Raw genomic sequence first — 20,314 nt, forward strand, 5'->3', positions numbered from 1 at the left:
TCAGCCCACCTGTCGTCGTCGGCGCATCCGGGCAGACTACGCAACCCGGGGCGGTCGCGGTGCCGGATTCAGCCGGCCGTCGACGCGTTCTGCTCGGCGATCGCCTCCCGCGCCCAGCGCGGCAGGATGAAGACGCCCTCGGCCTCGACGCAGATACCGTCGGACCCCGAGATATGCCCGACGACAATGGTTTTGACACCCTCAACCCGGTCCACCCGAGCCTCGGCGTACAGATCGCCGAGCGGCGTGGGCCGGCGGTACCGCAGCGTGAGCGTGCCCGTCATCCCCGGCGTGCCGCCGGCGACCGCGGCGTCGCCGAGCACCTGGTCGAGGATCAGCGCCGACACACCGCCGTGGACCAGCCCGGCCGGGCCCTCGTACTGCGGCCCGAGGTGGAAGTCGGTCCGGGCGCGCCCGTCGGGGTCGGTGCGGATGTTCAACGGCGGCGCGACCGCGTTGCGCAGCCCGTCCGCGGCATTGCCCCAGCCCCGCTTCCTGCCGGACGCTCCCCAGCGGACGCCGTACGGGCCGGGGATGGCCTTGGCCCGCAGCAGCGACGCGGCCTCCCCGATCAGGGCGCGGGCCCGCCGGACGTCGGATTCGCCGACCTCGGTCTGCAGCGTGGCGGCGATCAGGCCGCGCACACTGTCGGTGAGCGGTCCGTAGAGGTCGGCCTCGCGCTGGATCTCCTCGTCCGACAACTGGTCGTTGACATAGAGCAGCTGCTGGTCGGAAGTCGATTCGGTCACGGTGCCTCACTCACGGTCGTGCGCGGACGCGCAAATGTGCATCGTACACACGCGGGTCGGCCGTGCCGCGCGCGGTCAGGCGCCGAGCCGCCGCCGGATCGTGCCCGCCAGGTGGTCGAGGTCCGGCCGGCGCGGCGACGTCGGCCGGCCGCGCAGACCGAACCCGTCGCCGGCCGCGCGCGGGATGACGTGCAGATGCACGTGGAACACCTCCTGGCCGGCGGCGACGCCGTCGGCCAGGAAGAAGTTGACCCCGTCGGCCCGCGGGCCGTCCTGCGGCTCCCCCGGCCGCCCGACGGAGCCGTCACGCAGCGCGGCCGCGACGCGCTGCCCGACCGCGAACACCCGCCTGCCGTCCTCCGGGTCGAGATCCGCGAGCCCGGACGCGTGCGCCTTCGGCACCACCAGCAGGTGCCCGGGCGTGAACGGGCGGATGTCCATGAACGCGAGGGTGTGCTCGTCCTCGTGGACGATGCTGGCCTCGGCGGCGCGGGCGACGATCGCGCAGAAGATGCACGTGCTCATGCCGATCGATGCTAGGCGGCGAGCACCCCGGCGACCCCACAACCCGGCCACACGTCCCGACCGGATCCGAGAACCCCAGCAGCCCAACCGGATCCGAATACCGGCCGGCGCCGTCCCGCCCACCGGGCAACACCCTTCCCCGCGACCCGACACCCACCTAGCGTGACCGGCGTCACAGTCGGTTCGACACCCCCGGACAGGAGTTCCGAATGAGCGCACACACACCCGTCACCCCCGTCGATGCCGCCGACATGGACACGTACGACCACGAGACCGACGTCCTGGTCGTCGGCTACGGCTGCGCCGGCGCGGCCGCCGCGCTGGAGGCCACCGCGACCGGCGCCGAGGTGATCGTGCTCGAGCGGCAGAGCGGGGGCGGCGGCTCGTCGGCGCTGTCCGGTGGCGAGATGTACCTCGGCGGCGGCACCCCGGTCCAGGAGGCGTGCGGGTTCGCCGACACCGCCGAGGACATGGAGAAGTTCCTGCTCGCCGCCCTCGGCCCGGACGCCGACCGGGAGAAGGTGGGCCTCTACTCCCGGGAGAGCGTCGCGCACTACCAGTGGCTGGTCGACCACGGCGTGCCGTTCAAGCCGTCCCTGTGGGACTCCCCGACCTGGGTCCCGCCGACCGACGACGGCCTGATGTGGATGGGTGAGAACTCCCACCCCTTCCGCGATCTCGCGACGCCGGCGCCGCGCGGGCACCGCGTCACCTCCGACGGGTTCGGCGGCAAGGTGCTGATGGCGGTGCTGAGCGAGGCGGTCGCGAAGACCGCGGTCGCGGTGCACACCGACACGTCGGCGCTGCGGCTGATCGTGGAGGCGGGTCGGGTCGTCGGTGTCGTCGCCCGGCACTTCAACGAGACCGTCACGTACCGCGCCCGCCGCGGCGTGATCCTGACGACCGGCGGCTTCGCCGACAACGCCGAGATGGTCGCCCAGCACGCCCCGCAGCTGGTGGGCCTCGGCGTCAACTCCGACGGCGGCGACGACGGCCGCGGCATCGTGATGGCGCAGGCGGTCGGTGCCGCGGTCAAGCACATGTCCGCCGGCCAGGTCGGCATCTCGTTGATCCCCGGGATGATGGTGCGCGGGATGATCGTCAACAGCGTCGGGCAGCGCTTCATCAACGAGGACGTCTACCCCGGACTGGTCGGGCAGGCGGCCCTGTACAAGCACGGACTGAAGGTGTGGGTGATCCTCGACGAGCAGGCGTACGAGGAGGTCCCGGAGAACGAACGCTGGGGCGTGCAGCCGCATTTCGTCGCCGAGACGCTCGAGGAGCTCGAACACGACATCGGCATGCCGCCGGGTGCGCTGCAGACCACGGTCGGCGAGTACAACCGGTTCGCCGCCGAGGGCCGGGACCCGTACTTCCACAAGGCCGAGCGCTGGCTGCGCCCCCTCGCGTCGCCGTTCGCCGCGATCGACGTGCAGCGCGGCATCGCCCCACCCGAGTACGGCGAGGCCGGTCGCGGCGGCGCCGAGGTCTTCACGATCGGCGGCCTGCACACCACCGTCGACGGCCACGTCCTAGACCTCGACGGCGACCCGATCCCCGGCCTCTTCGCGGCCGGGCGCGCGACGTCGGGCCTGCACTCGTGGGGCTACATCAGCGGCACCTCGCTCGGTGACGGCACCTTCTTCGGCCGGCGCGCCGGTGTCGCGGCCGGTTCCGGCCCGGGCGAGTAGCGCGGCATAGCGGGAGCCGAGCGCCCGCAACTCCTCGTGGGTGCCGCGCTCGGCGACGCGGCCGTGGTCGAGGACCACGATCTGGTCGGCGTCCCGGATCGTCGAGAGCCGGTGCGCGACCGCGATCGTGGTGCGTCCGGCGCTGACCACGTCCAGGGCGCGCTGCACGGCCGCCTCGGTCTCGTTGTCGAGCGCGCTGGTGGCCTCGTCGAGGACCAGGATCCTCGGGTCCCGCAACAGCGTTCGGGCGATCGCGATCCGTTGCTTCTCGCCGCCGGAGAACCGGTGGCCGCGGGCACCGACGACGGTGTCGTAGCCGTCGGGCAGGGCCGCGATCAGGTCGTGGACCTGGGCGGCGCGGGCCGCGTCCTCGATCTCGGTGTCGGTGGCGTCCGGGCGCGCGCGGCGCAGGTTCTCCCGGATCGTGGTGTGCAACAGGTAGGTCTCCTGGGACACGACGCCGACGAGTTCCGACAGTTGCGTCAGGGTGACGTCGCGCAGGTCCACCCCGTCGATCCGCACGACACCGGCGGTCGGGTCGTGCAGCCGGGCGACCAGCGACGCGAGGGTGGTCTTGCCGGAACCGGTCTCGCCGACCAGCGCCAGCGACGACCCGGCGGGGACGTCGATCGTGATGTCGTCCAACGCGTTTCGGTCCGCACCCTCGTAGCGGAAGCCGACGGCCTCGAACGTGAGGTCGCCGCGCACCCGTGCGCGCGGCATCGGGACCGGGTGCCGCGGGTCGTCGATGTCGACGGGCAGGTCGAGGTATTCGAAGATGCGACTGAACAGGGCCAGCGAACTCGTCACCGAGACACCGACGTCGAGCAGGCTCATCAGCGGCCGGAACAGCGCGGCCTGCAGGCCGGTGAACGCGACCAGGGTGCCGATCGTCATGCCGCCCGAGGTCGCGGGCAGGCCCGCGGCGAGATACAGCAGCGCGGGGATCGCGGCGAAGACGATGTTCATGGTGGCCATCCGCCACCGGCCGGACAGCTGGGCGCGCACCTCGAGGTCGGTGAGCCGCTCGGAGGTGTCGGCGAACCGCGCGGCCATCGCCGGCCCGGCACCGAGGGTCTTGCCGAGCTGCACCCCGCTGATCGACAGGCTCTCCTCGATCTGCGTCTGCAGGTCGGCGAGCACCCGTTGGCGTCGCGCGGTGATCTCGCGCCGCGTCAGCGCGACCCGGCGGGTCAGCCAGATGGCCGGCGGCAGCACCAACAGCGTCAGCAGCGAGAGCCGCCAGCTGAGCACCGCCATCGCGATCGCGGTACCCACGACGGTGGTCGCATTGGCGGCGATCGAGGTGGCGGTCGAGGTGACCACCGTCTGCATCCCGCCGATGTCGTTGGTCAGGCGGGACTGGATCTCGCCGCCGCGGGTGCGGGTGAAGAAGCCGAGCGACTGCCGCTGCAGGTGCGCGAAGACCCTGGTGCGCAAGCCGTGCATGATGCGCTGGCCGACGGTCGTCGAGATCCAGGTCTGCGCGACGCCGAGCACCGACGCGGCCAGGGTGATCGCGAGCATCCCGGCGACCGCCCAGATCAGCAGCGGCACATCCTGTTCCGGGATGGCGTGGTCGATGACCGCGCGGATCAGGAACGGATTGGCGAGGGAGATCGTGGACGAGGCCACGATCAGCGCCACCACCGCGGCGATCTGCCAGCGGTACGGCGCGAACAGGGTGCCGATCCGGCGCAGGCTGACCGGGGATTCGGCGAGCTGGGCACGGTCGGCGGGGTCGAGCCGGGGGGCGCGGGGGCCCGATCGGGACCCTCCGTCGTGGGGGATCGTCATGCAACCACCCCTCTCGGTGTGTCGGGGTCGGACATACTGAGGTTCCCTCACAATGAGGTTTCTGTCAAGGAATGGGGGCCCGAGCCCTCACCGCGGGCCCAGTTCGACGGCGATCGCGCCGGCGAGCAGGTCCCGGGCCCTCTCGACGGCGATCGACCCGCTGTGCCAGCGCCCGCTCAGCCCCTCGACCAGCGCCGTGAGGCGCTCGGCGGCATCGGCGGGCTCGGCGACCGGGTCGGCGAGGTCCTCGGACTGCGCCTGCCGGATGAGGCTCTCCACGTCGCCAACCCACGCCCGCGTGGTCGATCGGAGCGGGTCGCGCAGGTCCTCCGAGAAGACGGCGCTGGCCCGCAGCTCGCCCCAGGCGATGCTGTTCTCGCGAACCTCGGGCGCGCTCTGGAGCTCGAGCAGCAGCATCCGCTCGAGCCGCGAACGCGGGTCCGCGCCCGCGTCGACCTCCCCGGTATAGCGCTCGGCCCGGGCGTTGATGTGCTCGAGCGCCCGGCGGAGCACGCCGTCCCGATCCCGAAAGTGGTAGTAGATCAAGGCGGTTGACACGCCGGCCTCGGCGGCGAGCTTCTCCACGCGGAGGCCACGCACGCCGGATTGCGCGATCACGCGAACCGCCGCTTCCAGGATCTGGGTTTGTCGATCGGACACGGATCCTCACTCTACGAAACGCCCCGGTGGCCGCCCCCGCCCTACGCCGGCTCCTGCTGGGTGGTGCAGTGGATGCCGCCGCCGCCCGCGGCGATGGCGTCGATGCCGATCTGCACGACGCGGCGGCCGGGGAACAGGCGCGCGAGTTCCTCGCCCGCCGCGCGGTCGGCCTCGGGGTCACCGAACTCGGGGGCGATCACGGCGCCGTTGCAGACGTAGAAGTTGACGTAGCCGGCAGCGAAGTCGTCCGATTCGAACTCGGGGCGGACCGTGCCCGGCGCCTCCAGGACCACCACCTCCAGCGCGCGACCGCGCGCGTCGGTGGCCCCCTCGAGAATCTCGAGATGCCGGGTGGTGACGTCGTGATCGAAGGACTCCGGGTCCGGGTCGAATCCGGCGACGACCACACCGGGGCTCGCGAACCTCGCGTAGAAGTCGGTGTGCCCGTCGGTGATGTCCTTGCCGGCGATCCCGGGCAGCCAGATGATTTTCTCCAGCCCCAGCAGCGCCCCGAGCTCGGCCTCGACATCCGCCTTCGACCACCCCGGGTTCCGGTTGTCGTTGAGCACGCAACTCTCGGTGATGATCGCGGTGCCCTCGCCGTCGACCTCGATCGCACCGCCCTCGAGGATCAGGTCAGAGGGCAGCGACTCGACGCCGGCGCGCGCGGCGACGAGGCCCGCCACCCCCGCGTCCCGGTCGAAGTCCTGCTTCCCGCCCCAGCCGTTGAAGTTGAAGTCGATCCCCGCCCGCGTCCCGCTGCCGGTGACGAACACGGGGCCGGTGTCGCGCATCCAGAGGTCGTCGAGCGGGGCGGCGATCAGCTCGACCGAGGGACCGACGAGGCCGCGCGCCAGCTCGAGCTCCTCCGCGCGCACGAGCATCGACACCGGCTCGAACTGCGCGATCGTCCGGGCGATCGTCGCCAGGTTTCGGCGGACCTCCGGGAGCAGGGTGCTCCCCCAGATCGGCTCGCTCGCACCGAAGGCCATCCAGGTCCGCCTGTGCGGCTCCCCCTCCTCGGGCATCCGCCAGGTGCGCGGATCGTCCTCGCCACCGTCCGCATGTCCGGACCCGGTGTCGGAGCAGCCGACTGCCAGCAGGCCGCCGACCGCGACCAGGCCCGATCGCAGGAATGTGCGTCTGAGCATCATCGGGAACTCCCCGTCCTTCCTCCGCGGACGCACCGCCCGACCACGGCCGAGCGCCCGCCCGACGACCCGATCGTATCCTGACTGAAACTTCAGTCAAACTCGTCGGCGTGCGCGGGCGACGACCCCGACCGAGGTCCCGGACTTGATGAGGGTTCCTCACAATGAGGTGCGCTAGGGTCTGTGACCATGGCGCAGGACTCCCCCGAGCAGCTTCGCGACCTGGTGATGTCGGCGGCGCGGGCGCTGCGCAGGCGCTGGTTCACCGCGCTCGAGCCGTGGGGGCTCTCGCCGCACGAGTACCGGGCGCTGCGCGCGATTCACGGCGGCGATTCGCCCCGGCTCGGCGACGTCGCCAAGGCATTGCGCATCGCGCCGCGCTCGGCGACGGAGGTGGTCGACCGGCTGGAGAAGGGCGGGCTCATCGAGCGGATCCCCGACGCCTCAGACCGGCGCGCGATGTGCGTGCGCCTGACCGCGCAGGGCGGCCGGGTGATCACCGAGCTCGACGCGGCCCGCGACGCGGATGCCGCAGAGTTCTTCGCCGACCTGCCCGCGGGCGACCGGGCCGCGCTGCGCCGCATCCTCGAGGCGCTGCCGCGCCCGTGAGTCCTTGTGGCCCACAACCGGACCTACAGGACTCCCGGGCGGCGGACCCGCCTACAGGATCGGCGACGGTGCGTACTTCGCGGCCTCGGGGTACTGCTCGACGAGCAGCTCCACCCGCCGCACCACGGCCGCGGTCTGTGCCTCCGCGGCACCGATGAACGCGGACTTGTCGGCGAGCGCGGCGTCGAGGGCGGCGCGATCGAGCGGCAGCCGCACATCCGCGGCGAGGCGGTCGAGCAGGTCCGGCTCGCGCCCCTGCTCGCGCATCGCCAGCGCGACCGCGACCGCGTGCTCCTTGATGACCTCGTGCGCGGTCTCGCGACCGACCCCGGCGCGGACCGCCGCCATCAGCACCTTCGTGGTGGCCAGGAACGGCAGGTAGCGGGTCAGCTCCTTCTCGATCACGGCCGGGTACGCACCGAACTCGTCGAGGACGGTCAGGAACGTCTCGATCTGGCCGTCGATCGCGAAGAACGCGTCCGGCAGCGCGACGCGGCGCACCACCGAGCAGAACACGTCGCCCTCGTTCCACTGGGCGCCGGCGAGTTCGGCGGCCATCGACGCGTACCCGCGCAGCACCACCTGCAGGCCGTTGACCCGCTCGCAGGACCGGGTGTTCATCTTGTGCGGCATCGCCGAGCTGCCGACCTGGCCGGGCTGGAAGCCCTCGGTGACCAGTTCGTGCCCGGCCATCAGGCGGATCGTGTGCGCGAACGACGACGGTCCGGCGCCGACCTGGACCAGGGCGGACAGCACGTCGTGGTCGAGCGACCGCGGATACACCTGGCCGACGCTGGTCAGCACGTGCGCGAAGCCGAGGTGCTCGGCGACCTTCGCCTCGAGGAACTCGAGCTTCTCGGTGTCGCCGTCGAGGAGGTCGAGCATGTCCTGTGCGGTGCCCATCGGGCCCTTGATCCCGCGCAGCGGGTACCGGTCGATCAGTTCCCGCAGCCTCGTCAGCGCGACCAGCAGCTCGTCGGCCGCGGACGCGAACCGCTTGCCGAGCGTGGTGGCCTGCGCGGCGACGTTGTGGCTGCGGCCGGCCATCACCAGCGACGAGTACTGGGCGGCCCGCTCGGCGAGGCGGGCCGCGACCGCGACACCGTGCGCGTGGACGTGCTCGAGCGACCGGAAGACCTGCAGCTGCTCGACGTTCTCGGTGAGGTCGCGGCTGGTCATGCCCTTGTGCACGTGCTCGTGGCCGGCGAGGGCGTTGAACTCCTCGATCCGCGCCTTCACGTCGTGCCGGGTGACCCGCTCCCGGGCCGCGATGGAGTCGAGGTCGACGTTCTCGAGCACCCGCTCGTAGTCGGCGAGCGCCTCGGCGGGGACGTCGATCCCGAGCGACGCCTGCGCCCGAAGGACCGCCAGCCACAGCTGGCGCTCGAGGACGATCTTGTGCTCCGGCGACCACAGCGCCGTGAGGTCGGGGCTGGCGTAGCGGGTGGCAAGGACGTTCGGGATGCGGCTCACGGGCGTCCAGTTTACGGCCACGCCGAAACGATCCGGACGGCTACGCCGTCGCGAGCGGCGCGACCCTGTCGATGACCTGCAGCAGCATCTCCCGGGCCAACGCCTTCGGGTCGGCGTCGCCCTCGCTCAACGCGCCGACGACCGCGCCGTCGACGACGTACACCAGCCGGCGCAGCCCGTCCCGGTGCACCTCGCGCCCGGACCGCTGCAGCACCGAGACGATCAGGGCGTCGAGTTCGACCCGCAGGCCCCGCTGCACCGCCCGCAGTTCCGGGTGCCGGGCGAAGGCGACGAACCGTTCGTACCGGTTCACCAGTTGCTCCCGGCCGCCCTCCCCCTCGTCGAACACCCCGACCAGCATGTCGACGATCAGTTCGACGGTCGACTCCACGTCGCGCGTGTGGTGTGCCACCTCGTCGATCCGCGCCTGCATCACCCGCAGTTCGCGGATTCCGCACCGTTCGACGGCGGCGGCGATCAGGTCGTCGAGGGAGGCGAAGTAGTAGGTCGTCGACGCGAGCGGCACGCCGGCCTTCGCGGCCACCGCCCGGTGCCGGACGGCGTCGAAGCCGCCCTCGACGAGAAGGTCGGCCGCCGCGTCGACGAGGGCGAGTCGACGCTTCGCGCCCTTGGGAGTCGCCGCTGCAGTCACCCCGCCATTTTGGCAGCGCCAACGAAAACCGGTGCCAAAATGTCGAACTCGCGTCAACAACGTCCCGCAGGGTGGGAGGCCCGGTCGACGAGGTCAGCGACGGAATGCGGCGGAGCGTTCGAGACGGGCGAGCGCCTCCTCGACATCCGCCGTTGCGCCGGCGAACGAGATGCGCAGAGTCCGGTCCCCGTGGACGGTGTCGAAGTCGATGCCCGGGGCGACCGCCACACCCGTCTCGTCGAGGAGGTCCGCGCACCACGTCGTCGAGTCGTCGGTCAGGTGCCCGATGTCCGCGTAGACGTAGAACGCGCCGTCGGCGGGGGCGAGTTCGGTGACACCCAGCCGCGGCAGCTCCGAGAGCAGCAGCTCCCGGTTGACGGCGTAGCGGCGCACGTGAGCATCCAGTTCGAGCCGCGACTCCTCGGTGAACGCCGCCACCGCCGCGTACTGCGAGATCGCGGGCGGACACACCGTCATGTTCGACGAGAGCCGCTGCAGGGGACGCAGCAACGCGTCGGGGACCACCGCCCAGCCGAGCCGCCAGCCCGTCATCGAGAAGTACTTCGACACCGATCCGATGACGACGGCCTCACGGGACGTCTCCCAGGCGCACGCGGTGCGCGCCGGCGCGCCACCCGGCTCGGCCGCGCTCCCGAACTCGATGCCGTGGTAGATCTCGTCGGAGATCAGCAGGGTGCCGTGGTCCTCGCACCAGCGGGCGAGCGCGGCCAGCTCGACCGGGTCGATGACGGTGCCGGTCGGGTTGGCGGGGCTCGCGACGATCAGTCCGGCCGGCGGCTCGTCGAGCTCCGCGAGCATCGCCACGGTCGGCTGGTACCGGGTCTGCGGTCCGCAGTCGAGCTCGATCACCCGGCAGCCCAGGGCGGTGAGGGTGTTGCGGTAGGCGGGGTAGCCGGGCCGTGCCACCACGACCGTGTCGCCGAGGTCGAACGCGGCGAGGAACAACAGGGTGAACGCTCCGGAGGAGCCGGTGGTGACGACCACGTTCTCGGGGTCGACCTCGATCCCGTACCGCGACGAGTGGTAGCCGGCGACGGCCTCCCGCAGCGGGGCGATCCCGAACGTCTCGGTGTAGCCGAGCACCTGGGTGTCCACGGCCTCGCGGGCGGCCCGCAGCACCGGAGCCGGCGCCGGCGTCGAGGGCTGTCCGGCGGCGAGGGTCAGGACGTCGCCGTGGGTGCGGGCCCGTTCCGTCGCGGCCTTCCAGACGTCCATGACGTGGAAGGCGGGGATCCGGGACCGTTGGGAATCTGTGCGCACCCGTCGACGCTACCGCCCCACCCACCCGGGATCCCGCGCTACCGGCCCACCCACCCGGATCCCGCGCTACCGGCCCACCCACCCGGATCCCGATGGGAGTTCGGTGACCGTTCGTTGCGAACCCCACCACCGAACTCCCATTCGGGCGCCGCCGGTCAGTGCATGTCGGTGGCGATGATCTTGTCGATGTTGCGTTCGGCGAGCGCGGTGATCGTCACGAACGGGTTGACGCCGGTGTTGCCGGGCACCAGGGCACCGTCCATCACGTAGAGGCCGGGGTACCCGTTCAGCCGACCGTAGTTGTCGGTGGCCTTGTTCAGCACGCACCCGCCCAGCGGGTGGTAGGTGAAGTGGTCGCCCCACGTCTTGACCACGCCGAACAGGTCCGTCCGGTAGATCGTGCCCTCCTTCTGGTTGATCTTGTCGAAGACCGCCTTGGCCATGTCGATGCCCTTCTGGTTCTGCGACTGTGCCCAGGAGAGATCGACCTTGCCGGTGCCCGAATTGAACTGGAAACGAGCCCGTTCCGGGTTCTTCGTGATCGCCAGGTACAGGCTGACGTAGGTCTCGAGGCCGGCCGGGAGCGGGGCGATCTCGGCGAAGATCGGCGCCGCCGGGTCCGACCAGTTGTCGATGCCCATCGTCGGGATCGTGGCCTGGTCCTTGCCGGTGGCGTCCCACATGTGGTTGGCGCGGCCGACCATGATGTTGCCGTTGTTGCCCCAGCCCTCGCCGACCTCTCCGGACAGGTTCGGCAGGATGCCCTGCGCCTTCATCGCGACGAGCAGCTTGCTGGTGCCCACGCTGCCGGCGGCGAAGAACACCTTGTCCGCGGTGACGGTCTTGGTGGCGACGACGTTGCCCTGCTCGTCGATCTGCTCCATCGTGACGTCGTAGCCGGCGCCGGCGGCCGGGGCGACCTTGGTGACGCGGTGCAGGGTGGTGATCGTCAGCTTGCCGGTGGCCGAGGCCTGCGCGAGGTAGGTCTTGTCGAGGGACTTCTTGCCTGCGTTGTTGCCGTAGATGACCTCCCCGCCCAGGCCCGACTTGGTGACCTGCCCGGCGGCCTCCTTCTTCATGTACTCGAAGTCGTACACGTTCGGGACGAAAGTCGTTGCGAAACCGGACCGCTGGGCGGTCTTGCGGCCGGTGCGAGCGAACTGGTACCACGGCGTCGACTCGAACCAGGTCTGGTCGATGGTGTTCACCCCGAGGGTCGCGTTCGCGCGCGGGAAGAAGGTGTTGTACATCTCGTTGGAGTCGACCGACGGCAGGATCTCCTCGAACCAGGCGCGCTTCGGGGTGACGGCCATACCGCCGTTGGCGAGCGATCCGCCGCCGACGCCGCGCCCCTGGTAAACCTTGATACCGGAGAACTTCTCGGAGTCGAGCACACCGACGTACTTGTCGACGCTCTTGTTGATGCCGAAGCCCATGAAGTTGCTGACCGGCTGGTCCGTCGAGGTGGACAGCCAGGTGGAGCGCTTGTCCGGATTGAGCATCCCGCAGAAGATCTTGCCGTCCGCGCCGGGGGTGTCCCAGCTGCGACCCATCTCGACGACGTGGGTGTCGATGCCGGCCTGCGTGAGCCGCAGCGCGGTGACGGCTCCGCCGTAACCACTGCCGATGACCAGGGCGGGCACCCGGTCGCCGCTGTTCAGCGCCCGGCGCGGAGCGGCCGCGGCGGACGTCCAGGTCGAGGACAGGGCTGCGGCTCCGACCGCGAATCCCGTTGCCGCCATGAACCTTCGCCGGCTCAGTCGGGCGGATGCCAGGGAACTGGGGCGGGATGTCCGGAACTCGCTCAACGGAACCTCTTTCGGTTGCACGGCTGGGTGGTCCGAACGGTTATACACGCGCGAATCCGACGAAAACCGCCTTACCGACGAGTAATCCCTGTAGTTCGTTCGAATGATGCGAGTTGATCGAAAAGGGCCACACACCAAGACCGTTCACGTGTACCGTGCTTGCCCGCCACGCCTGCGCCGCCATCCTCGGCGGCCCGTGCCGGAACCCCGCACGGACACCGGGCCGTCCACCGCGGCCGTTGTTCCCGGTGCACCGAGGGAGCCGGCCGCGAGAACGCGGAGCCGGTGGTCACGAGTCCCCTCGTGACCACCGGCTCCGTGGCGACACCGACGTGGCGGCCGGCCGGACGCTCAGCTCGTCTCGACGACGGTGTGCACCGGCACCGGGTTGCGGGTCAGGTCCAGCACCGGGCAGTGCGCGTCCACCGTCCGCTGGAGTTCGAGATATCGCTCGCGCGGCTCGGGGCCGGTGAGCGTGACGACGACGCGGATCTCACCGAAACCGGGCCGCACCGACTCGTCGAATCCGAAGAACCCGCGGACGTCCAGATCGCCCTCGGCCCGCGCGGTGATGTCGTCGAGCGCGATGCCGAGCGTGTCGGCCCACACCCGGTAGGTCACCACCTGGCAGGACAGGAGCGAAGCGAGGTAGTACTCCACCGGGTTGGCGGCGGTGCCGGCGCCGCCGAGCGCGGCGGGCTCGTCGACCTCGACGGTGAACCTGCCGAGGTCGACGGTGCTGGCGACCGCGTCGTGGGCTCGCGCCGCCGCGGTGAAGACGACGTGCGCTTTCGCGGTGCCCTGTGCGATCGCGTCACGGTTGGCCGCGACGACGGCACCGAGGTGGGAAACGGAAGCAGTGGTCATGGTGTGAGGTCCCCTGATCTGGGTGGGCGAACGGGTGGGACCGGTGCGAGCAGACGCTCGGACCGGGACGGGTTCGATCAGGAGGCCGGACAACCGGACGTGCACACGTGCGCGAAGTCCACGTGGCGGCGCCGCGTCAGCAGCTCTCCCGCCAGGTGGTCGTCGGCCGTCGTCACGACGCCGACGTTAGCGGGCGAGGACGATTTCCTGCCATTCGACGGGAAATCGGGGTGGGCGGCCGGGGACCGCGCAGACGCCGACGCCCCCGTCGCGGATTCCGCGACGGGGGCGTCGACACGACCGTCAGATGCTGATACGGCCCTCGACCGCGGCGAGGCCGATGTCGGTACGGAAGTGCCCGCCCGGCAGTTTGATCGCGTCGAGCTTGGCGTAGGCGTCGGCCCGCGCGGCGCTCAGGTCCGCGCCCGTCCCGACCACGCTGAGCACCCGGCCGCCCGACGAGACGATCGAGTCGTCCTTGACCGCGGTGCCCGCGTGCAGGACGCCGTCGCCGTCGGCGCCGACGATCTTGTCGCCGGTGCGCGGCGTCCCCGGGTAGTTCTCCGCGGCGAGGACGACGGTGACCGCGGCGCCGTCCCGCCACTGCAACGACGGCAGCGACGCGAGGGTGCCGGTCGCGGTCGCGTTCAGCGCCGCTCCGAGCGGGGACTCGAGGAGCGCCAGCACCGCCTGCGTCTCCGGGTCGCCGAAGCGGCAGTTGAACTCGACGACGGCCGGGCCGTCCGCACCGATCGCCAGGCCGGCGTACAGCAGGCCGGAGAACCCGCTGCCGCGCTGCACCAGCTCGGCCGCGACGGGCTTGACGACGTCCTCGACGATCGCGGTGACGGTCTCGGCGGGCAGCCACGGCAGCGGGGTGTATGCGCCCATGCCGCCGGTGTTCGGACCGGTGTCGCCGTCCCCGACCCGCTTGTGATCCTGCGCGGGCAGCAGCGGGACCACCGTCTCGCCGTCGACGAGGCAGAACAGCGACACCTCGGGGCCGTCGAGGTACGACTCGAGCAGCACCGGGTGCCCGTGCTCGAGGATGTCGGCGGCGTGCGCGCGGGCCGCGGCCCGGTCGGTGGTGACGACGACGCCCTTGCCGGCGGCGAGGCCGTCGTCCTTGACGACCCAGTTCGGACCGAACCGGTCCAGTGCCTCGTCCAGCTTGGCCGGGTTGTCGACGACCTCGCTGTGCGCGGTTCGCACCCCGGCCGCGGCCATGACGTCCTTCGCGAACGCCTTGGAGCCTTCGATCCGGGCCGCGTCCGCGGACGGGCCGAAGCAGGCGATGCCTGCCGCGCGCACCGCGTCGGCGACACCGGCGACCAGCGGCACCTCCGGACCGATCACCACCAGGTCGGCCTCGACCCGCCGGGCGAGAGCGACGACGCTCTCGCCGGAGGCCGCGTCCACCGGGTGCTGCTCGGCGATCTTCGCGGTGCCGGCGTTGCCGGGGGCCGCGAAGAGCGCCGTCACTCCCGGGTCGCGGGACAGGGCGAGCAGCAGGGCATGTTCACGGGCTCCGGAGCCGATAACGAGTACGCGCACGGGCCTCAGACTACGTTCCTGCCTGCCCGGTGGGCGAGGTCAGGTCGTACAGCGTGACCCCGTCCACGGTGCGCTGGGTGAAGTTCTGTGTCACCCACTGCGAGATCTCGGACGCGGTCCCGCTGCCACCCATTCCGCCGCCCATACCTCCACCCGCGATGAAGTAGTGGATCTTTCCGTCCGCGACGTACTGCCGGAACTGGTCGAGCGTCGGCGACGGGTCGCTGCCGTTGAACCCCCCGATCGGCATCACCGGCCGCTCGGTGGCCAGCTGGTAGCCGGACGCGCTGTTGGACCCGATCGCGGCGGCGACCCAGGTGTAGCGGTCCGCACCGTCGGTGAGCAGCGCGGTCAGCTCGGCGCTCGGCCGGCTGCCGTTGAGCAGCCCTCCCGCCGCGAAGCCGCCCATGCCCACACCGCCGGGCATCTCGCCCGGGGGCAGGCCGCCGGGCGCCTGCGCGACTCCGCCCCGGCCGGCACTCGGCACCTGCCCGACACCACCCGGCACCTGCCCCATGCCACCCGGCATCTGTCCAGTGCCCCCGGGCGCCTGCCCCATACCGCCGGGCATCTGCGCACCCATACGCTGCCCGAACCCTCGACCGTCCCGCCCGGCGGGTCCACCGTGCCCACCGAACATGCCGCCGGTGTTGGGTCCGGCCGAGACGATCGCGCCCTCGTGGGGGGTCGCGACGGTGTCGATCGCATAGGCGGCGGGACCGGCGAGGGCGGTGAGGACGGCCGCAGCAGCAACGACCGAGGCGAACCTGGCCGTCGAGCGCGGCACCAGGAGCGCAGCCGCGACGACGAGGCCGGCGACGAGGATCACCCAGCGCAGCCACGGGACGAACGAAGCGCTGCGGCCGAGCAGTTCCCAGGACCACAGCGCGGTCACCAGCATCGTCACCGCAGCGGTCACACGCACCCAGAGCATGTTCCGGTGCCGCCATGCAGTGACCGCACCGGCACCGACGAGCGCCGCGACCATCGGGGCGAGTGCCACGGTGTAGTAGGCGTGGAAGATGCCGGCCATGAAGCTGAACACCAGCCCGGCGGTCAGCAGCCACGACCCGAACAGCACGAAGGTGGCCCGCTTGCGGTCGGTCCGGGCAAGGCGGCCTCGCAACACGATTCCGAGGACGCCCAGGATCAGGGCCGCCGGGATCAGCCAGGCGATCTGCCCGCCCTGCGCGGGCTCGAACATGCGGGTGATGCCGGTGCTGCCCCACATGCCGCCACCCCCGCCCGGCCCGCCGGGCGGCATCCCGCCGGGCATTCCGCCCGGCGGCATTCCCGCGGGCAGCCCGGCGGGCATCGCCCCGACCACCGTCTCGGTGGCCGAGCCGCCGAGCCCCTGGACGGCACCGCCACTGAGCCCCTGGACGGCACCGCCGCTGAGCCCCTGGACGGCACCGCCGTCGCGACCGGGAACCACGCTGCCGCGCTCGTCACCGTTGAGCCGGCCGAGCCCGTTGTAGCCGAGGGTCAACTCGAGAATCGAGTTGTTCTGCGAACCGCCGATCCACGGCCGTGAGTCCGCGGGCCACAGTTCGACGGCGAGCAACCACCACCCGGCGGAGACCACCATCGCGGCCAGCGCCGCGAACAACTGAGCGATGCGCTTGCCGAGCTTCGGCGGGCCGAACAGCAGGTAGGTCAGCGCCAGCGGGGGCACCACGAGCATCACCTGCAGTTGCTTGGTGAGGAAGCCGAGACCGACGAAGAACCCGGTGAGCACGAGCCAGCGGGTGCGGCCGTCCTCGATCGCACGCAGCAGCGCCCACGCGGCGGCGAGGGTCAGCAGCACCAGCAGCGCGTCCGGGTTGTTGAACCGGAACATCAGCGCCGCAACGGGTGTCACCGCCAGCACGAGACCCGCGAGCAGACCGGCGGCGGCGCCGAAGTAGCGGCGCACGATCGCCCACAGCAGCGCCACCGAGGCAACACCCATCAGCACCTGTGGCACCAGGATCGACCACGAGTTCAGCCCGAACGCCCGCACCGACAGCTCCATGACCCACAGCGAGGCAGGCGGCTTGTCGACGGTGATCGAGTTCGCGGCGTCGGACGAGCCGAAGAAGAACGCCTTCCACGACACCGATCCCGCCTGCACGGCGGCGGAATAGAACGAGTTGGCCCAGCCCGACGAACCCAGGTTCCACAGGTAGGCGACGGCGGTGCCGATCAGCAGCGCGGCCAGGGCCCACCCTTCCCAGCGCGGCCGGGACGGCGGCGTGGGAGCGGCGGGCTGCGCCGGCTGGTGTTCGAGAACATCGGTGGCGGTCACTGGTCGACTCCCTGGGTCGCGCTGCGGAACGTGGACTGTTGCCGGGACCCGGTGCGGTGCCGGAACACCCACCGGAGGGCGACGAAACGGGTCACGGTGGCAACGAGATTGGCGATCACGAGGACCGCGAGTTCGACGTGCCGGGACGCGTCGGGCACCCACCGGTGCAGCACGAACAGCGACCCACTGGTGAGCAGCAAGCCGAACGCGAACACCGCGAGGCCCTGCATCTGGTGCCTGGCGGCGCCTTCGGATCCGCGGATGCCGAACGTGAACGCACGGTTGGCCGCGGTGTTGAGGACGGCGGTGATCAGCAGCGCCGTGAAGTTCGCGGCCTGTGCGCCGAGTGCGGGGTGCAGCAGCAGGTACAGCACCATGTAGGCAAGCGTCGAGGCGACGCCGACGACACCGAAGCGCACCAGTTGCCCTACCATCCCGTGTGGGACCCCCACGACGAGGGGTTCACGCCCGAGGCTGGTGCGGAGCGCGGCGACCGGCAGTCTCCCGGTTGCGAGGGCCCGCCCGACCCGGACCACGCCCTTGAGGTCGGCGACCGCGGTCGCGACGATGTCGACGGTGCTGTCGGGGTCGTCCACCCAGTCGACGGGCACCTCGTGGATCCGCAGCCCGACACGTTCGGCGAGGACCAGCAGCTCGGTGTCGAAGAACCAGCCGGTGTCCTCCACGAGCGGCAGCAACTGGCGCGCGACGTCGGTGCGCATCGCCTTGAAACCGCACTGGGCGTCGGAGAACTTGGCGCGCAACGCTCCCCGGAGGATCAGGTTGTAGCAGCGGGAGATGACCTCCCGCTTCGGTCCCCGCACCACCCGCGACGAGCGCGAGAGCCGGGAACCGATCGCGAGATCGGAATGCCCGGACACCAGCGGCGCCACCAACGGCAGCAGCGCGTTGAGGTCGGTGGACAGGTCGACGTCCATGTACGCGACGACCTGCGCGTCGGACACGCTCCACACTGTCCGTAGCGCGCGGCCGCGGCCCTTCTCGTCGAGGTGCACCACCCGCACGTTCTCGAATTCGACAGCGAGCCGGTTCGCGACCGCGAGGGTGGCGTCGGTGCTCGCGTTGTCGGCGACGGTGATCCGGCTCGGATACGGGACGGCGTCCGCGAGGTACCGGTGCAGGCGGCGCACGCAGCGTTCGAGGTCGCGTTCCTCGTTGTAGACCGGGACCACGACATCGAGTGTCACGGTGTCCGCGGCTGCGACGGCGGCCTGCGGGTCGTGACGAACCAGTGACTTCGTCATGACCGCCACGGTGCTCGGTGAATCTGCACCGCCGCTGGATCGCGGCTGGCAGTTTCCTGTGTGCGCTCCGGACGGTGACGCGGAGGGTGCGGGACCTCGTGCCCACGCCACCGACGCTGGCGCATAATCGCAGCCATGGCATCCGTGTTCAGCATGATCATCGCCGGCGAGCTGCCGGGCCGGTTCGTCTGGGAGGACGACGACGTCGTCGCCTTCCTGACCATCAACCCGATCACCCAGGGGCACACGCTGGTGGTTCCGCGCGCCGAGATCGATCAGTGGCAGGACCTCGACGGCGAGGTGTTCGCCCAGTGCAGCCGGGTCGCGCAGGTGATCGGGCAGGCCGTCCGGAAGGGTTTCGGTGCACCCCGCGCCGGTCTGCTCATCGCCGGCCTGGAGGTGCCGCACCTGCACCTGCACGTGTTCCCGGCCTACAGCCTCGGCGACTTCAACATCTCCGGCGCCGATCCGAACCCGTCCGCCGAGTCCCTCGACGAGGCGCAGGCGACGATCAAGGCGGCACTGCGCGAGCTCGGGCACGGGGCCAACGTCCCCGCCTGATCCTCCCTCAGTCGGCGAGAAGGGCCGGTCGCGATGGTCCCGGCGAGCGGGACCCGGGATGCGTCCGGGTGGGGAACCCGGTTGATTGGGGTTCCCTGCCCGTCCCCTGAGGAGTTGTGACCGCCACGTGACCGCCACCGATTCCCCGCTGTACCGTCCGCTGCGCATCCGTGGGCTCGAACTGCGGAACCGCATCGTCATGTCCCCGATGACGCGCACCCACTCCCCGGGTGGCGTGCCGACCGAGGACGTCGCGCAGTACTACCGCCGGCGTGCCGAGGGCGGCACCGGTCTGATCGTCACCGAGGGCATCGGCATCGACCACCCGAGCGCGATCGACCACCCGGACGTGCCGAACCTGCACGACGCGGCGGCCCGCGACGGGTGGCGGCGGGCGGTGGACCAGGTGCACGAGGCGGGCGGCCGGATCGCGCCGCAGCTGTGGCACGTCGGTCCCCTGTTCGGCGCGATGCGGCAGGTGGACGAGGTGACGCCGATGCGCCCGTCCGGCGTGTGGGGCGAGCCGGGCGTCACCTCCTACCCGCAGGAGTACGTGGAGCGTGCGGTCGCCCCGACCGCCGCGATGACCGAGTCCGACATCCGCGACGTGATCGCCGCCTACGCCGACGCGGCACGCATCGCCGCCGATCTCGGCTTCGACGCGATCGCGATCCACGGCGGCCACGGCTACCTGCTCGACTCGTTCCTCTGGTCCTCGACGAACCTGCGCGACGACGCGTGGGGCGGGGACCTGCTGCGGCGCACCGCGTTCCCGGCCGCGGTGGTGCGGGCGATCCGTGAGGCGATCGGCGACGACCTGCCGATCGTCTACCGCTTCTCACAGCACAAGCAACAGGACTTCGCCGCCCGGATCGCGGAGACCCCCGAGGAGCTGGGCACCGTCCTCGGCGCGCTCGTCGACGCCGGCGCCGATGTCCTGGACGCGAGTTCCCGCCGCTTCGACGCCCCGGCCTTCGAGGGCAGCGACCTCTCGCTCGCCGGCTGGGCGAAGCGCACCACCGGCGCGGTCACGATGGCCGTCGGCTGCGTCGGCCTCGGCAAGTCGTTGCGGGACGGCCGGCTCGCCGGCCCGACCGTGGAGTCCGTCGACAACATCGCGGAGCTCGAACAGCGTCTGGGTGCCGACGAGTTCGACCTCGCCGCGATCGGACGCCTGCACCTGGCCGACCCGCGCATCGCCGAGACGCTGCGGGCCGGCGGACCGATCCCCGAGTTCGACCGCCGGGTCCACGAGGCCGTGCTGACGTAGGGCCGGTGTCCCGCATCGGCCGCCGGAACGGGCACCGGGAACGTCGTCCGGTGCCCGTTCCGAGACCGAATCTCGCTCAGCGGGGCCGCGATTCGGTCACGGCCGACTCCGTCC

At 71.4% G+C, this 20,314-nt stretch carries 16 protein-coding genes and 1 pseudogene; 4 read left to right on the top strand and 13 right to left on the bottom strand.

From position 1 onward, the window contains the following. Nucleotides 1–68: 68 nt before the first annotated feature. Together ABD951_RS26165 and ABD951_RS26170 are read right to left on the bottom strand one after the other, a co-directional pair. Nucleotides 69–749 carry a PaaI family thioesterase gene (locus ABD951_RS26165; RefSeq protein WP_345352575.1) on the bottom strand — a complete coding sequence of 227 codons (681 nt, stop codon included), beginning with the start codon at nt 747–749 and terminating at the stop codon, nt 69–71. A gap of 75 nt (nt 750–824) precedes the next feature. Continuing rightward, complete coding sequence (locus ABD951_RS26170; RefSeq protein ID WP_345352578.1) at nt 825–1,274, bottom strand: HIT family protein; 450 nt, start codon at nt 1,272–1,274, stop codon at nt 825–827. Nucleotides 1,275–1,525: 251 nt separating this feature from the next. On the opposite strand from ABD951_RS26170, the pseudogene ABD951_RS26175 reads away from it, so the two are divergent. Beyond that, nucleotides 1,526–2,887, top strand: a pseudogene (locus tag ABD951_RS26175) (FAD-dependent oxidoreductase); the annotation flags it as partial. On the opposite strand, the gene ABD951_RS26180 reads toward ABD951_RS26175, so the two are convergent. The 3 genes from ABD951_RS26180 to ABD951_RS26190 all read right to left on the bottom strand — a co-directional run bounded on the left by ABD951_RS26180 (nt 2,807) and on the right by ABD951_RS26190 (nt 6,573). Then, the gene (locus ABD951_RS26180; protein WP_345352581.1) at nt 2,807–4,762 is read right to left on the bottom strand and encodes an ABC transporter ATP-binding protein; all 1,956 of its coding nucleotides are present in this window, start codon (nt 4,760–4,762) and stop codon (nt 2,807–2,809) included. The pseudogene ABD951_RS26175 and the gene ABD951_RS26180 overlap by 81 nt on opposite strands. Nucleotides 4,763–4,849: 87 nt before the next feature. After that, nucleotides 4,850–5,422 (bottom strand): TetR/AcrR family transcriptional regulator, encoded by a 573-nt coding sequence (locus ABD951_RS26185; protein ID WP_345352584.1) that lies wholly within the window; start codon nt 5,420–5,422, stop codon nt 4,850–4,852. Between the two features lie 41 nt (nt 5,423–5,463). After that, complete coding sequence (locus ABD951_RS26190; protein ID WP_345353253.1) at nt 5,464–6,573, bottom strand: agmatine deiminase family protein; 1,110 nt, start codon at nt 6,571–6,573, stop codon at nt 5,464–5,466. A gap of 189 nt (nt 6,574–6,762) precedes the next feature. Here ABD951_RS26190 and ABD951_RS26195 point away from each other — a divergent pair, with 189 nt between their 5' ends. Then, complete coding sequence (locus ABD951_RS26195; protein ID WP_345352587.1) at nt 6,763–7,182, top strand: MarR family winged helix-turn-helix transcriptional regulator; 420 nt, start codon at nt 6,763–6,765, stop codon at nt 7,180–7,182. Between the two features lie 51 nt (nt 7,183–7,233). On the opposite strand, the gene purB is transcribed toward ABD951_RS26195, so the two are convergent. The 8 genes from purB to ABD951_RS26235 form a co-directional block, all read right to left on the bottom strand. Then, a complete protein-coding gene (gene purB, locus ABD951_RS26200; protein WP_345352590.1) occupies nt 7,234–8,655 on the bottom strand; it encodes an adenylosuccinate lyase in 1,422 nt (473 codons plus the stop codon). Nucleotides 8,656–8,695: 40 nt separating this feature from the next. Then, complete coding sequence (locus tag ABD951_RS26205) at nt 8,696–9,307, bottom strand: TetR/AcrR family transcriptional regulator (protein ID WP_345352593.1); 612 nt, start codon at nt 9,305–9,307, stop codon at nt 8,696–8,698. A 93-nt stretch (nt 9,308–9,400) separates the two neighbouring features. Beyond that, nucleotides 9,401–10,588, bottom strand: a complete 1,188-nt coding sequence (locus ABD951_RS26210; RefSeq protein ID WP_345352596.1) for a pyridoxal phosphate-dependent aminotransferase — start codon at nt 10,586–10,588, stop codon at nt 9,401–9,403. 155 nt (nt 10,589–10,743) lie between these two features. Then, nucleotides 10,744–12,330: a GMC oxidoreductase gene (locus ABD951_RS26215; protein ID WP_345352599.1), complete on the bottom strand. Its 1,587-nt coding sequence runs from the start codon at nt 12,328–12,330 to the stop codon at nt 10,744–10,746. 417 nt (nt 12,331–12,747) lie between these two features. Continuing rightward, nucleotides 12,748–13,263 carry an OsmC family protein gene (locus ABD951_RS26220; RefSeq protein ID WP_345352602.1) on the bottom strand — a complete coding sequence of 172 codons (516 nt, stop codon included), beginning with the start codon at nt 13,261–13,263 and terminating at the stop codon, nt 12,748–12,750. Between the two features lie 303 nt (nt 13,264–13,566). Further along, a complete protein-coding gene (gene purD, locus ABD951_RS26225; RefSeq protein ID WP_345352605.1) occupies nt 13,567–14,817 on the bottom strand; it encodes a phosphoribosylamine--glycine ligase in 1,251 nt (416 codons plus the stop codon). A gap of 10 nt (nt 14,818–14,827) precedes the next feature. Continuing rightward, nucleotides 14,828–17,104 (bottom strand): glycosyltransferase family 39 protein, encoded by a 2,277-nt coding sequence (locus ABD951_RS26230; RefSeq protein WP_345352608.1) that lies wholly within the window; start codon nt 17,102–17,104, stop codon nt 14,828–14,830. Then, nucleotides 17,101–18,369 carry a bifunctional glycosyltransferase family 2/GtrA family protein gene (locus ABD951_RS26235; protein ID WP_345352611.1) on the bottom strand — a complete coding sequence of 423 codons (1,269 nt, stop codon included), beginning with the start codon at nt 18,367–18,369 and terminating at the stop codon, nt 17,101–17,103. Before ABD951_RS26235 ends, ABD951_RS26230 begins: the two co-directional genes overlap by 4 nt. Nucleotides 18,370–18,504: 135 nt before the next feature. Here ABD951_RS26235 and ABD951_RS26240 point away from each other — a divergent pair, with 135 nt between their 5' ends. Then, on the top strand, nt 18,505–18,930 hold the full coding sequence (locus ABD951_RS26240) for an HIT family protein (protein WP_345352613.1): 426 nt from the start codon (nt 18,505–18,507) through the stop codon (nt 18,928–18,930). Nucleotides 18,931–19,057: 127 nt separating this feature from the next. Beyond that, a complete protein-coding gene (locus ABD951_RS26245) occupies nt 19,058–20,200 on the top strand; it encodes an oxidoreductase (RefSeq protein WP_345352616.1) in 1,143 nt (380 codons plus the stop codon). Nucleotides 20,201–20,314: the final 114 nt, after the last annotated feature.

Origin of the sequence: Rhodococcus olei (assembly GCF_039540555.1) — a bacterium.
GTDB lineage: Bacteria > Actinomycetota > Actinomycetes > Mycobacteriales > Mycobacteriaceae > Rhodococcus_G > Rhodococcus_G olei.

Bases quoted from the DNA above. Each gene is read 5' to 3' on its own strand.
- ABD951_RS26180 (WP_345352581.1), bottom strand. From the start codon at position 4,762: ATGACGATCCCCCACGACGGAGGGTCCCGATCGGGCCCCCGCGCCCCC.
- ABD951_RS26240 (WP_345352613.1), top strand. From the start codon at position 18,505: ATGGCATCCGTGTTCAGCATGATCATCGCCGGCGAGCTGCCGGGCCGG.
- ABD951_RS26215 (WP_345352599.1), bottom strand. From the start codon at position 12,330: ATGGCGGCAACGGGATTCGCGGTCGGAGCCGCAGCCCTGTCCTCGACC.
- ABD951_RS26170 (WP_345352578.1), bottom strand. From the start codon at position 1,274: ATGAGCACGTGCATCTTCTGCGCGATCGTCGCCCGCGCCGCCGAGGCC.
- ABD951_RS26195 (WP_345352587.1), top strand. From the start codon at position 6,763: ATGGCGCAGGACTCCCCCGAGCAGCTTCGCGACCTGGTGATGTCGGCG.
- ABD951_RS26235 (WP_345352611.1), bottom strand. From the start codon at position 18,369: ATGACGAAGTCACTGGTTCGTCACGACCCGCAGGCCGCCGTCGCAGCC.
- ABD951_RS26190 (WP_345353253.1), bottom strand. From the start codon at position 6,573: ATGCTCAGACGCACATTCCTGCGATCGGGCCTGGTCGCGGTCGGCGGC.
- ABD951_RS26220 (WP_345352602.1), bottom strand. From the start codon at position 13,263: ATGACCACTGCTTCCGTTTCCCACCTCGGTGCCGTCGTCGCGGCCAAC.